General features: G+C 57.1%; 8 protein-coding genes. 6 read left to right on the plus strand and 2 right to left on the minus strand.

From position 1 onward, the window contains the following. Positions 1-9: 9 nt before the first annotated feature. Positions 10-420, plus strand: coding sequence for a GFA family protein (locus DDA898_RS02045; RefSeq protein ID WP_033111537.1), 411 nt, complete (start codon positions 10-12; stop codon positions 418-420). Between the two features lie 73 nt (positions 421-493). On the opposite strand, the gene DDA898_RS02050 is transcribed toward DDA898_RS02045, so the two are convergent. Then, positions 494-1,912 carry a glutamate synthase small subunit gene (locus DDA898_RS02050; RefSeq protein ID WP_038910040.1) on the minus strand — a complete coding sequence of 473 codons (1,419 nt, stop codon included), beginning with the start codon at positions 1,910-1,912 and terminating at the stop codon, positions 494-496. A gap of 9 nt (positions 1,913-1,921) precedes the next feature. Then, positions 1,922-6,382: a glutamate synthase large subunit gene (gene gltB / locus DDA898_RS02055; RefSeq protein WP_013316032.1), complete on the minus strand. Its 4,461-nt coding sequence runs from the start codon at positions 6,380-6,382 to the stop codon at positions 1,922-1,924. Between the two features lie 718 nt (positions 6,383-7,100). Between gltB and mnmL the strand changes: the two genes are divergently transcribed. The 5 genes from mnmL to DDA898_RS02080 all read left to right on the plus strand — a co-directional run bounded on the left by mnmL (position 7,101) and on the right by DDA898_RS02080 (position 13,494). After that, a complete protein-coding gene (gene mnmL / locus DDA898_RS02060) occupies positions 7,101-8,030 on the plus strand; it encodes a tRNA modification radical SAM protein MnmL/YtqA (protein WP_038912391.1) in 930 nt (309 codons plus the stop codon). Positions 8,031-8,123: 93 nt separating this feature from the next. Next, positions 8,124-10,463, plus strand: a complete 2,340-nt coding sequence (gene arcB, locus DDA898_RS02065) for an aerobic respiration two-component sensor histidine kinase ArcB (protein ID WP_038910042.1) — start codon at positions 8,124-8,126, stop codon at positions 10,461-10,463. Positions 10,464-10,699: 236 nt separating this feature from the next. Further along, positions 10,700-11,353: an isoprenoid biosynthesis glyoxalase ElbB gene (elbB, locus tag DDA898_RS02070; RefSeq protein ID WP_038910043.1), complete on the plus strand. Its 654-nt coding sequence runs from the start codon at positions 10,700-10,702 to the stop codon at positions 11,351-11,353. Next, positions 11,350-12,099 (plus strand): monofunctional biosynthetic peptidoglycan transglycosylase, encoded by a 750-nt coding sequence (mtgA, locus tag DDA898_RS02075; protein WP_050570160.1) that lies wholly within the window; start codon positions 11,350-11,352, stop codon positions 12,097-12,099. The genes elbB and mtgA overlap by 4 nt, the downstream gene beginning before the upstream one ends. Before the next feature lie 93 nt (positions 12,100-12,192). Beyond that, on the plus strand, positions 12,193-13,494 hold the full coding sequence (locus DDA898_RS02080) for an alginate lyase family protein (protein WP_038910045.1): 1,302 nt from the start codon (positions 12,193-12,195) through the stop codon (positions 13,492-13,494). The last annotated feature ends 10 nt before the right edge of the window (positions 13,495-13,504 follow it).

The following is a 13,504-nucleotide window of genomic DNA, read 5'->3' on the forward strand; positions in this document are numbered from 1 at the left end:
GAGAATGTGATGAAAACCAGTCAAGGCCGCTGTCTATGCGGCGCAGTAACTATAACGGTCCCTGAGTCATGTACGCATGATGTTTATGTCTGTCATTGCGGTATGTGTCGGACATGGGGCGGTGGGCCGTTGATGGCGATTGAAACTCAGCATGGGGTGACTCTCGAAGGGGAAGAGCATGTCGGACGGTATCGTTCTTCCGACTGGGCGGAGCGTGCATTCTGTCGCACATGCGGGACGCATCTGTTTTATCGGTTGTTTGAGCCGGAAATCTATTCGATTTCAGCGGGGTTATTCCCCAATATCCCCAAGCAATTGGTTTCGCAAGTCTATATTGATAATAAGCCTGATTATTATGACTTCTTACAGCAAACTCCAACGATGACTGAACAGGACATCATCGATTTATATAAAAAATAATGCGGGTTGATGCTGTGCCGGAAAACGAAAAGATAAAGGCGGCCGGAGCCGCCTTTTGGGGTATCAGAAAGGATTACACTTCCAGATAGTTCATGATGCCGTCAGCCGCTTTACGGCCCTCGGCGATCGCCGTGACCACCAGGTCGGAGCCACGCACCGCATCGCCGCCGGCGAAGATTTTCGGGTTTGACGTCTGGAACGCGCTGTCGCTTTGTTCCGGCGCGATGATACGGCCCTGCGCGTCCAAATCCACACCGTGCTCTGCCAGCCATGCCATCTTGTGCGGACGGAAACCGAACGCCATGATGACGGCATCGGCTTCCAGCACATGCTCGGACCCTTCCACCGCTTCAGGACGACGGCGACCGTTGGCATCCGGCGCGCCCAGTTCGGTGCGAACCATACGCACACCGCATACCTTGCCGGAGCCGTTGATTTCGATGCTCAGCGGTTGCAGGTTGAAGCGGAATTCCACGCCTTCTTCGCGCGCATTTTTCACTTCGCGTTTGGAGCCGGGCATGTTCTCTTCATCACGGCGGTAGGCACAGGTCACGTGCGTCGCGCCCTGACGAATCGAGGTGCGCACGCAGTCCATCGCGGTATCGCCGCCGCCCAGTACCACGACGCGCTTGCCCTGCATCGAGGTGTAAGGTTCCTGCTCGCCGGTTTCGAAGCCCATCAGGTGCTTGGTGTTGGCAATCAGGAACGGCAACGCATCGTACACGCCCGGCGCGTCTTCGTTTTCCAGCCCGCCGCGCATCGACTGATAGGTGCCGACGCCCAGGAATACCGCGTCATACTCCGTCAGCAGATCGCTCAGTTGAATGTCTTTGCCGACCTCGGTGTTCAACTGGAATTCGATACCCATCTCCGTGAAGATTTCACGGCGTTTGGTCATCACCTCTTTTTCCAGCTTGAAGGCGGGGATACCGAAGGTCAGCAAACCGCCGATCTCAGGGTGGCGGTCATAAACCACCGCCTTCACGCCGCTACGGGTCAGCACGTCGGCACAGGCCAGCCCGGCAGGGCCGGCGCCGATAATAGCCACGCGCTTGCCGGTCGGCTGTACCGACGACACGTCCGGACGCCAGCCCATCTCGATCGCCTTATCATTGATGTAGCGCTCGATATTGCCGATGGTGACGGCGCCGAATTCATCGTTCAGGGTGCAAGACCCTTCACACAGGCGATCCTGCGGGCAGACGCGACCGCACACTTCCGGCAGGCTATTGGTCTGGTGAGACAGCTCCGCCGCCTCGATAATCCGGCCTTCGTTGGCCAGTTTCAGCCAGTTCGGGATGTAGTTATGAACCGGGCATTTCCATTCGCAGTAAGGGTTGCCGCAGGCCAGGCAACGATCTGCCTGCGCCTTGGACTGGCTTTCCGAGAACGGCTCGTAAATCTCAACAAACTCGATTTTGCGAATCTTCAGCGGTTTCTTGGGCGGATCAACGCGCTGTAAGTCGATAAACTGATAAACATTCTGACTCATGATGACCTCTTACTGCGCCTGTACCCGCAGCTCCGCTGCGGAACGACTACGATGACCCAACAACGCCTTCACATCACTCGATTTCGGCTTTACCAGCGCAAATTTCGATGCCCAAACCGGCCAGTTGGCGAGGATTTCCTCACCGCGTTGTGAACCGGTGTGCTGGACGTGCTCGGTAATCAGCCCGCGCAGATGCTCTTCGTGAATCGCCAGGTTTTCCACCTCCAGCACTTCAACCAGTTCCGGGTTGACGCGTTTGCGGAATTCACCGTCCTCATCCAGCACGTAGGCGAAGCCGCCGGTCATGCCCGCGCCGAAGTTGACGCCGGTACGGCCCAGAATGCAGACGATACCGCCGGTCATGTATTCGCAACCGTTATCGCCGATGCCTTCCACCACGGTGATGGCGCCGGAGTTACGTACCGCGAAACGCTCGCCGGCACGCCCTGCGGCGAACAGCTTGCCGCCGGTCGCGCCGTACAGGCAGGTGTTGCCGATGATGCTGGCTTCATGGCTGCGGAAGGCTGAACCAACCGGCGGACGCACCGAGATGACGCCGCCGGCCATGCCTTTGCCCACGTAGTCATTGGCGTCGCCGGTCAGGGTCAGTTCAACGCCGCCGGCGTTCCACACGCCGAAGCTCTGGCCGGCGGTGCCGGTGAAGTGTGCTTTGATCGGATCGCTCGCCAGCCCCTGATCGCCGTGCTTCGCCGCGATCACGCCGGACAAGGTCGCGCCGACGGAACGGTCGGTGTTGCGGATGTCAAAGTAGAGCGTTTTGCTCTGTCTGGCATCGACGTGCGCCTGAGCCTGGGCGATCAATTCTTTGTTCAGCAGACCCTTGTCAAACGACGGGTTGCCCTCGGTGCAGTACAGCGCTTTGCCGGGCTGCGGCGCGACGGTGTGCAGCATCGGCGACAGGTCCAGCTTGTTCTGCTTGGCGGTGATGCCGTCCAGTTCGACCAGCAGGTCGGTGCGGCCGATCAGGTCCACCAGACGGCTGATGCCCAGCTCCGCCATCAGCTCGCGGGTTTCGCGGGCGATGAAGGTGAAGTAGTTCACCACGCGCTCCGGCAGGCCGTGATAGTGGTCGCGGCGCAGCTTGTCATCCTGGGTTGCCACACCGGTGGCGCAGTTGTTCAGGTGGCAGATACGCAGGTATTTACAACCCAGCGCCACCATCGGACCGGTGCCGAAGCCGAAGCTTTCCGCGCCCAGAATCGCCGCTTTCACGATGTCCAGACCGGTCTTCAGGCCGCCATCTACCTGCAGGCGGATCTTGTGACGCAGGCCGTTGGCGACCAGCGCCTGCTGGGTTTCCACCAGGCCCAGCTCCCACGGACAACCGGCGTATTTCACCGAGGACAGCGGGCTGGCGCCGGTGCCGCCGTCGTAGCCGGCGATGGTAATCAGGTCGGCGTAGGCTTTCGCCACGCCGGTGGCGATGGTGCCGACGCCCGGCTCGGAAACCAGCTTGACCGAAATCATCGCCTTCGGGTTGACCTGTTTCAGGTCGAAAATCAGCTGCGCCAGATCTTCGATCGAATAAATATCATGATGCGGCGGCGGAGAAATCAGGGTCACGCCCGGTACGGAATAACGCAGACGTGCGATATATGGCGTGACTTTGTCGCCCGGCAACTGGCCGCCTTCGCCCGGTTTGGCGCCCTGCGCCACCTTGATTTGGATAACGTCGGCATTGACCAGATAGGCCGGGGTCACGCCAAAGCGACCGGAAGCCACCTGCTTGATGCGGGACACTTTATTGGTGCCGTAACGCGCCGGGTCTTCGCCGCCTTCGCCGGAGTTGGAGAAGCCGCCCAGACTGTTCATGGCTTCCGCCAGCGATTCATGCGCTTCGGGGCTCAGCGCGCCGATGGACATGGCGGCGGTGTCGAAGCGTTTGAACAGTTCCGTATCCGGCTCGACCTGCTCCAGCGGGATAGCCGCGCCTTCCTGTGGTTGCAGCGCCAGCAGGTCGCGCAGCATGGAGGCCGGGCGCTCGTTCACCAGTTTGGCGTACTGTTGATAGTCTTGGTAGTCGCCGCTGTGCACCGCGGTTTGCAGCGTTTTCACCACATCCGGGTTGTAAGCGTGGTATTCGCCGTCGTAAACAAACTTGAGCAAACCGCCCTGTTCGAGCTTCTGACGCTTGAGCCAGGCGCGTTTGGACAGATTTTGCAGGTCCTGCTCGAAGTCGCTGAAGCTGGCGCCGCCGATGCGGCTCACCACGCCCTGGAAGCAACGGGACGCAACATCATTGTGCAGGCCGACCGCTTCGAACAGTTTCGAGCAGCGGTAGGACGCGATGGTGGAGATCCCCATCTTGGACATGATCTTGTACAGGCCCTTGTTGATGCCGTTGCGGTAGTTCTGCATCACGTTACGGTACGGCTTGTCGATGGTGTGGTTATCCACCAGACGCGCCAGCGTTTCATAGGCCAGATACGGGTAAACCGCAGTGGCGCCGAAGCCGAGCAGTACCGCAAAATGGTGCGGATCGCGGGCGCTGGCGGTTTCAACGATAATGTTGGCGTCGCAGCGCAGGCTCTTTTCCACCAGCCGCGCCTGAATAGCGCCCACCGCCATCGGCGCCGGCACCGGCAGACGATCCTGTGCGATGCCGCGGTCGGTCAGCACCAGCAGCACTGCTCCGGCACGCACCTTGTATTCTGCTTCGTCGCACAGTTTTTCAACCGTATCCTGCAATGAACGCTGTTTCGGATCGAAGGTGATATCGAGCTTCTCGGCGCGATAGTGCTCCGGATCCTGATTGATCAACTGAATGAAGTCGGAATAGAGCAGGATCGGCGATTTGAAGCTCAGGCGGTGAGCCTGACCTTCCGCTTCGCAGAAGACGTTCATTTCACGGCCGATACAGGTGGCGAGCGACATCACGTGCGATTCGCGCAGCGGGTCGATCGGCGGGTTGGTCACCTGCGCGAACTGCTGGCGGAAATAGTCGTAAATGATGCGCGGGCGGCTCGACAGCACGGCGAACGGCGTGTCGTCACCCATGGAACCGGTGGCTTCCTGACCGTTTTCCCCCAGCACGCGAATAACCTGATCCAGCTCTTCGTTGCTGTAGCCGAACTGCTTCTGGTAGGTTTCCAGCAGCGCGTCGTCCAGCTCCCGGCTGCCGACCTGATCGTCCGGCAGCTCTTCGAACGGCACCAGACGCTTGACGTTTTTCTCCATCCACTCTTTGTACGGATGGCGGCTTTTCAGATCATCGTCGGTTTCAGTCGAATGCAGGATACGGCCGGTACGGGTGTCGATAACCATCAGTTCGCCCGGGCCGACGCGGCCTTTTTCCACCACTTCGTCAGGCTGGTAATCCCAGATGCCCACTTCGGAGGCGCAGGTGATCAGCTTATCTTTGGTGATGACATAACGCGCCGGACGCAGACCGTTACGGTCGAGGTTACAGGCAGCGTAGCGCCCGTCGGACAACACCAGACCGGCCGGGCCATCCCACGGCTCCATGTGCATGGAGTTAAAGTCAAAGAAGGCGCGCAGCTCCGGGTCCATATTCGGGTTGTTCTGCCAGGCCGGCGGCACCAGCAGGCGCATGGCGCGCACGATGTCCATCCCGCCGGCCAGGAACAGTTCCAGCATGTTGTCCAGCGACATGGAGTCCGAACCGCTTTCGTCCACAAACGGCGCGGCGTCCAGCAGGTCGGGAATCAGCGGGGTCTTGAATTTGTAAGCACGGGCGCGGGCCCACTGGCGGTTGCCGGTGATGGTGTTGATTTCGCCGTTGTGCGCCAGATAGCGGAACGGCTGCGCCAGACGCCAGCGCGGCACGGTATTGGTGGAGAAGCGCTGGTGGAACAGGCAGATGGCCGATTCCAGACGCAGGTCCGCCAGATCCAGATAGAACCGCGGCAGGTCCGCGGGCATGCACAGGCCTTTATAGATGTTCACCAGATTGGAGAGGCTGCACACATAGAAATCTTTATCCTGCACGCGCTTTTCGATACGGCGGCGCGCCATGAACAGGCGGCGTTCCATATCACGCGGACGCCAGCCGGCCGGGGCGTTGACGAAAATCTGTTCGATGCGCGGCAGCGAGGAGAGCGCAATCTCACCCAGTACGTCCGGGTTGGTCGGCACTTCGCGCCAGCCGAGTACGGACAGGGTTTCATTCTGCAGTTCTTCTTCCACAATCCGACGGGTGGCGCGGGCCTTTTCTTCATCCCGGCTGAGGAACAGCATGCCGACCGCGTAATTGTTGGCCAGCCGCCAGCCGTGTTCTTCGGCGACCAGGCGGAAGAAACGATCGGGTTTCTGAAGCAATAAGCCGCAACCGTCGCCGGTCTTGCCGTCGGCAAGGATCGCGCCACGGTGTTGCATGCGGGCCAGGGCGTGAATCGCCGTCCGCACGACTTTATGGCTCGGTTCACCTTCTATATGGGCGATCAATCCGAAACCACAGTTGTCTCTTTCATGGGATGCATCGTACAACATATCTCAGTGAACCTCCCCAGGCTCTGTATGACTTCCTCACCGACAATGCCACCACCAGAATGCGGGCACTTATTAAATTGCGTGTTAACCGCGCACTAACCGCGAGCGACCCCTTCACTGCGTCAATTTGACATCAGTGGTGTGCGCCGCTCTCTTTATCTGGCCTCTCGTAAGGTCTCACAAGTGATGTGACTTGCTTGATGAGGGAGTCTTCTTCTTACTGCATAAATATGACGAGACGTTGACTCGTCGGGAAAGCTTCCAGCGGATTCCCAAATTAGCGAGAAACCCTGTTCAGGTCAAATCTCCATAACGAGTAAGCACTTTAGGGATAATATTTACTTATGTTTATGAAATAAAAGGATTTAATTAATAAAAATAAGACGTTGGCAAGGTGGGGGTATTGGTCTAACTGTGAGCTGTATCACTATGCTAATGGCGGGTTTTTATCGCCACATGCTGCGATAATGTAACTTTGTGGCATCTTATTCTGGTTGGCGTGAGTTTTTTAACTTATGACACTGTTTTTCATTTTGCGGTCATCTTTTAATGGAATGAACCTCGCGGATAAGAAAAATTAATCGGGAATGATGTGATTTTATTTTCAATAAAAACGAATAAACATGCAGTTATATAAACCGGGGCGTATTGATCGGGGTCATCGCCGTTAATAGGCGCTAAAGGTAGGCTGATTTTTTATGAAATGAAGAATCAGAATATGCAATTGCAAAAATTAATCAATATGTTTGGTGGTGATCTTCAGCGCCGTTATGGAGAAAAAATCCATAAATTGACGCTGCACGGGGGATTTAGCTGTCCGAACCGCGACGGCACGCTGGGGCGCGGCGGTTGTACCTTCTGCAATGTGGCGTCGTTTGCCGACGAGCAAATGCAGCAACGCAGCATCGCCGAGCAACTGGCCGCACAGGCCGGCAAGGTCAATCGCGCCCGTCGTTATCTGGCCTATTTTCAGGCTTATACCAGCACCTATGCCGAGGTTCAGGTGCTGGCGTCCATGTACCGTCAGGCGCTGACGCAGGCCGATATGGTGGGGTTGTGCGTGGGCACCCGGCCGGATTGTGTACCGGATACGGTACTGGACCTGCTGGCTGATTATCACGCGCAAGGCTATGAAGTCTGGCTGGAGCTGGGGCTGCAAAGCGCCCACGACCGCACGCTGCGACGCATCAATCGCGGGCATGATTTCGCCTGTTACCGGCAGACCGCGCAGCGGGCGCGTGCCAGAGGGCTAAAGGTGTGCAGCCACCTGATCGTTGGCTTGCCCGGCGAAAGCGACGAACATTGCCTGTCGACGCTGCGGCAGGTGGTGGAGGCCGGTGTGGACGGCATCAAGCTGCACCCGCTGCACATTGTGACCGGCAGCGTAATGGCGAAAGCATGGGGAGCCGGCCGGCTGCCGGAATTGCCGCTGGCGCGTTATGTGTCGATTGCCGGCGAGATGATTCGCCACACCCCGCCGGAAATCGTCTATCACCGTATTTCCGCTAGTGCCCGGCGGCCGACGCTGCTGGCGCCGCTGTGGTGCGAAAATCGCTGGACCGGCATGGTCGGCGTTCACGACTATCTGCAACAGCATGGTGCGCAAGGTTCCGCGCTGGGGCTGCCATTTCATTACTCAACAAACTAACCTCCGTGGCGGCTCGCAAATCAACCGCTCATTTACCGCGCACACGATTTTTTTACGGTATGATTTGCGGGTTTATGATTAAGGAACACCGTTATGAGGCAAATCAGGCTGTTGGCGCAGTACTACGTTGATTTAATGGTCAAACTGGGGCTGGTGCGTTTTTCCCTGCTGCTGGCGTCAGCGCTGGTTTTACTGGCGCTGGTGGTGCAGATGGCGGTGACGCTGCTGCTCACCGGCAAGGTGGAAAATATCGACGTGGTGCGCTCTATCTTTTTCGGCTTACTGATCACGCCCTGGGCGGTTTACTTCCTGTCCGTCGTGGTGGAGCAGTTGGAAGAGTCGCGCCAGCGGCTGTCCCGGCTGGTGGCCAAGCTGGAAGAGATGCGCCAGCGCGATCAGGAACTGAACGAACAGTTGCAGGGCAACATCGCTCAGCTCAATCAGGAAATCAGCGATCGCATCAAGGCGGAGGAAGCCCGTCTGCTGATGGTTTCCAAACTGCGTGAAGAGATGGTGCGCCGCGAGCAGGCGCAGGTTGAGCTGGAACAGCAGTCGGCGCTGCTGCGCTCTTTCCTCGATGCCTCGCCGGATCTGGTTTACTACCGCAATGAAAACAAAGAATTTTCCGGCTGCAACCGGGCGATGGAGCTGCTGCTCGGCAAAAGCCAGAAGCAGCTTATCGGCCTGACGCCAAAAGATGTTTATCCGCCCGACATCGCCGAAAAAGTGATGGAAACGGATGAAAAGGTGTTCCGCCACAACGTCTCATTGACCTATGAGCAATGGCTGGTTTATCCGGATGGACGCAAGGCCTGTTTCGAATTGCGCAAGGTGCCGTTTTACGACCGCATGGGTAAACGACACGGCCTGATGGGTTTTGGACGCGATATTACCGAGCGTAAGCGCTACCAGGACGCGTTAGAGAACGCCAGTAGGGATAAGACCACCTTCATCTCTACGATCAGCCACGAGCTTCGTACGCCGCTTAATGGCATTGTCGGCCTGAGTCGTATCCTGCTCGACACCCATCTGGACGCAGAGCAGCAAAAATACCTGAAAACCATCCACGTCAGCGCCATCACGCTCGGCAATATTTTCAACGACATCATCGAAATGGACAAGCAGGAGCGGCGCAAGGTCCAACTGGATAACCAGCCGGTGGATTTCGTCGGCTTTGTGGTGGACCTGGAAAACCTGGGCGGATTGTTGGCCCAACCTAAAGGGCTACAGCTTGAGATGGAACTGCATCAGCCGCTGCCGAAAACCATCGTCACCGACGGCACCCGGTTGCGCCAGATTCTGTGGAATCTGCTCAGCAATGCGGTGAAATTCACTCGTGAGGGCCGGGTGATGGTGCGTGTCTGGCATGAGCAAGGCGACCGGCTGCGTTTTGAGGTGGAGGATTCCGGCATGGGGATCCCGGCCGACGAGCTGGAGAAAATTTTCTCCATGTACTATCAGGTCAAGGATCAACACGGCGGCAAACCGGCTACCGGCACCGGCATCGGGCTGGCGGTTTCCAAACGTCTGGCGCAAAGCATGGGTGGCGATATTCAGGTGACCAGCGAACTGGGCAAGGGCTCCTGTTTTGCGCTGACGGTGACGGCGCCGGTGGTGCGTGATGACGAGTCTGAGGAAGGCGACCAGGATGAGCTGCCGCTACCGGCATTGCATGTGCTGCTGGTGGAAGATATCGAACTGAACGTGGTGGTGGCGCGCTCGGTACTGGAAAAACTGGGCAGCAGCGTCGACGTGGCGATGACCGGTCAGGCGGCGCTGGATATGTTCGATCCGGATGAATTTGATTTGGTGCTGCTGGATATCCAACTGCCGGACATGACCGGTCTGGATGTGGCGCGTCGGCTGCGTGAACGTTATGCCGGGCAGTCGATGCCTCCGCTGGTCGCCCTGACGGCGAATGTGCTCAAAGATAAAAAAGAGTATCTGGACGCCGGCATGGATGACGTGCTGAGTAAGCCGCTGGCGGTGCCGGCGTTGACGGCGGTAATCCAGCAATACTGGGATCATCATGCGCAACCGGAACCGGAGGCCGCGGCGGTAGACACCGGGTCGCTGCAGGACCGCTTACTGGATATCCCGATGCTGGAGCAGTACCTGACGTTGGTGGGGCCAAAACTGATTCACCAGAGCCTGGCGATGTTCGAACAGATGATGCCCGGCTATCTGGCGATTCTTGATTCCAACATGACCGCCCGCGACCAGAAGGGCATCGCGGAAGAGGGGCACAAAATCAAAGGCGCGGCGGGTTCGGTTGGGCTCAAGCATCTGCAGCAGGTTGCGCAACAGATTCAAACCACGACATTACCGGCATGGTGGGACAACGTACAGGAGTGGATTGACGAGTTGAAACACGACTGGCGGCAGGATGTGCAGGTATTGAAAGACTGGGTTTCAGAGGCTGAAAAAAAATGACCCCGACCGAAGCCGGGGTGCGCGAATTATGCGCCAACACTAGGGAAAGCGGTACGCCTGCGTTCAATCTCAGATGTTGTTGGTACGCAAGCGTTTTTGAAATCCCATCTTCTGGCAACACACACCATAGCAAATATGGCGTCGTTTGTTACAAGAATCATTAAAATGTGTGATGTAGATTAGTGTTTGTCAATCAAAAAATCAATTAGTTGATGTAATGAAATGAGGCATGAGTGATGAAAAAAGTTGGTGTCGTACTCAGCGGATGTGGAGTTTATGATGGTTCAGAGATTCACGAAGTTGTCTTGACTCTGCTTGCAATCGACCGTGCTGGTGCTGAGGCTGTCTGCTTTGCTCCGGACAAACAACAGCTGCACGTCATTAATCATCTGACCGGTGAGGTTACTGGTGAGAAACGCAATGTTTTAGCGGAATCGGCGCGTATTGCACGTGGAAAAATCCAACCATTATCCAGCGCGGATCCCCAACAGCTTGATGCGCTGATTGTCCCCGGCGGATTCGGTGCTGCAAAAAATTTGAGCGATTTTGCTACCCGTGGGGCCGACTGTGAGATTGATAACGAACTGAAAATACTTACCCGTGAAATTCATAAGAAAAATAAACCAATAGGGTTTATTTGTATCGCCCCTGCCATGTTACCGAAACTGCTTGATACCTCTGTGCAGCTTACAATTGGTAACGATGAAGGGACTGCGCATGCGATCGAAGCAATGGGCGGTGTGCACGTGACGTGCCCGGTAGATGACATTGTCGTTGACGTTGCACACAAGGTGGTGACGACACCGGCTTACATGCTGGCGAACTCGATTGGCGAAGCCGCCAGCGGGATTGAGAAACTGGTGACGCGTGTTTTGGAACTGGCTGAATGAGGTCAGCAGGCCTATTTGGGAAGGGCCGATTGGGACGACTAGCCGCTTGTGTCCGGCGTTGGGTGTTGCGCATCTTCATTGGCGTCGTTGCGATGTGGCTGGCGGCGATCCTGCTGTTTGCCTTTCTGCCCGTTCCCTTTTCCGCCGTGATGATCGATCGCCAGCTTAGCGCCTGGCTGAGCGGCGATTTTGCTTATGTAGCGCATTCGGACTGGGTATCGATGGATGAGATCGCCGCAGTGGCGCCACTAGCGGTCATTGCAGCGGAAGATCAGAAATTTCCCCAGCATTGGGGGTTCGATTTTGATGCGATTTCGGCGGCGCTCAGGCATAACGAACGACACGAAAATCGTATTCGCGGCGCATCCACTTTGTCGCAGCAGACGGTAAAAAACCTGTTGTTGTGGGATGGGCGCAGCTGGGTGCGTAAAGGGCTGGAGGCCGGTTTGACGGCGGTGGTTGAGCTGGTATGGACCAAACGCCGTATTCTGACGGTTTACCTGAATATTGCCGAGTTTGGGCCTGGAATTTTCGGCATAGAAGCCGCATCGCGTCAGTTCTTCAATAAACCGGCGAGCCGGCTGACGGCATCGGAAGCGGCGATGCTGGCGGCGGTGTTGCCGAACCCAATCCGCTATCGCGCCAGTAAACCCTCTGGCTATGTCATGCGGCGTCAGCAATGGATTTTGCGCCAGATGAGTCAGATCGGCGGAGAAAATTTTCTGGAAGCGAACCGGCTTTATTAACAAACCTGATTGACTGATAAATTTTTTCCAATGAGCGGTTTCCCTTTCCTGTGTCCGTATAGGAAATCACGACCGCATGAACAGGGGGGAATAATGCGGTATGGCCTGGTTTTTCTGATGACGCTTTCGCTGTGGGGCCTGGAGGTATCTGCCGCCGCAGTTAGTGTTAAAAACGACAATTCTGCTTATGTATTTTTACAGGCAGACAAACTTGCTCAGGTAAAACAGCAGTTGCGCAACCAGAGTGCGCCGCCGCAGATGCAGCTCGCTTATCAGCAGTTATTGCGGGCGGCGGATAGCGCCATGAAAAAACCTGATCTGTCGGTTACTCAAAAACTTTCAATGCCGCCCGGCGGTAATCGCCATGATTATTTGAGTCTGGCAGCTTACTGGTGGCCCGATCCGCAGCGGGAAGACGGCTTACCCTGGGTTCGACACGACGGCAAGGTGAACCCGGCGACCAAGGGCGAGGAGACGGATGCTATCCGCCTGGCGACGTTTACCGATCGGGTGCAAGTACTGGCGCTGGCCTGGTATTTCTCGGATCGCCCCGAATATGCCGCTAAAGCTGCTTCCATGATTCGCACCTGGTTTATTACGCCTGACACGCGTATGAACCCTAATCTAAATTATGCGCAGGCCATTCCGGGCAGAAACGACGGACGGGGGGCTGGCGTGCTCGACGGCCGTTTCTTCGCTACCCGCATCGTGGATGCGCTGGTCATGTTGCGACAGGCGCCGGGATGGAGTGTCAGTGACGAGCAGCAGATGCGACAGTGGATGACAGACTACCTGCACTGGTTGCTGACCAGCCATAACGGCAAACAGGAGGCCGCGGCAAAGAATAATCATGGCAGTTGGTACACGGTGCAGGTAGCGGGCATCGCTGCTTATCTGGGCCAGCCGGAAACGGTGAAGGCGATGGCGGCATTGCAGCGCCATAAGCTCGACCATCAACTGGCGGCGGATGGTTCGCAACCGGAGGAACTGGCGCGCACCCGGTCGTTCCATTACAGCGGCTTCAATCTGCAAGCCGTTAGTATGATGGCGGCCGTGGCAGGGAAGTACGGCGATAATCTGTGGCTGTATCGTACCCCCAACGGCAGCAGCCTGCTGTCGGCTCTGGATTTCATGGCGCCTTATCTGGATGAGTCCAGACCCTGGCCTTATAAAACCATGGGACGAGAGGGCAGCCCGCTGATTCCGCTAATGATGCAGGCCGAACAGGCTATCGGTTCTCCCCGTTATCAGGCGGCTATCAGGCAGGCAGGGTTTGCGCCGTTGTTGACAGGAGCGTCGGAAGGGAAAAAAGATGCCGAGGTCAGCGTTGATACCCGCCGCCGCATCTGGTTGCTGTCGCCGCCATCGAGTGCGGGAAATACGCCTACGCCATGATTAACGGGGG

The sequence above is a fragment of the Dickeya dadantii NCPPB 898 genome, assembly GCF_000406145.1.
Taxonomy (GTDB): domain Bacteria; phylum Pseudomonadota; class Gammaproteobacteria; order Enterobacterales; family Enterobacteriaceae; genus Dickeya; species Dickeya dadantii.

Bases quoted from the DNA above. Each gene is read 5' to 3' on its own strand.
- DDA898_RS02045 (WP_033111537.1), top strand. From the start codon at position 10: ATGAAAACCAGTCAAGGCCGCTGTCTATGCGGCGCAGTAACTATAACG.
- DDA898_RS02050 (WP_038910040.1), bottom strand. From the start codon at position 1,912: ATGAGTCAGAATGTTTATCAGTTTATCGACTTACAGCGCGTTGATCCG.
- gltB (WP_013316032.1), bottom strand. From the start codon at position 6,382: ATGTTGTACGATGCATCCCATGAAAGAGACAACTGTGGTTTCGGATTG.
- mnmL (WP_038912391.1), top strand. From the start codon at position 7,101: ATGCAATTGCAAAAATTAATCAATATGTTTGGTGGTGATCTTCAGCGC.
- arcB (WP_038910042.1), top strand. From the start codon at position 8,124: ATGAGGCAAATCAGGCTGTTGGCGCAGTACTACGTTGATTTAATGGTC.
- elbB (WP_038910043.1), top strand. From the start codon at position 10,700: ATGAAAAAAGTTGGTGTCGTACTCAGCGGATGTGGAGTTTATGATGGT.
- mtgA (WP_050570160.1), top strand. From the start codon at position 11,350: ATGAGGTCAGCAGGCCTATTTGGGAAGGGCCGATTGGGACGACTAGCC.
- DDA898_RS02080 (WP_038910045.1), top strand. From the start codon at position 12,193: ATGCGGTATGGCCTGGTTTTTCTGATGACGCTTTCGCTGTGGGGCCTG.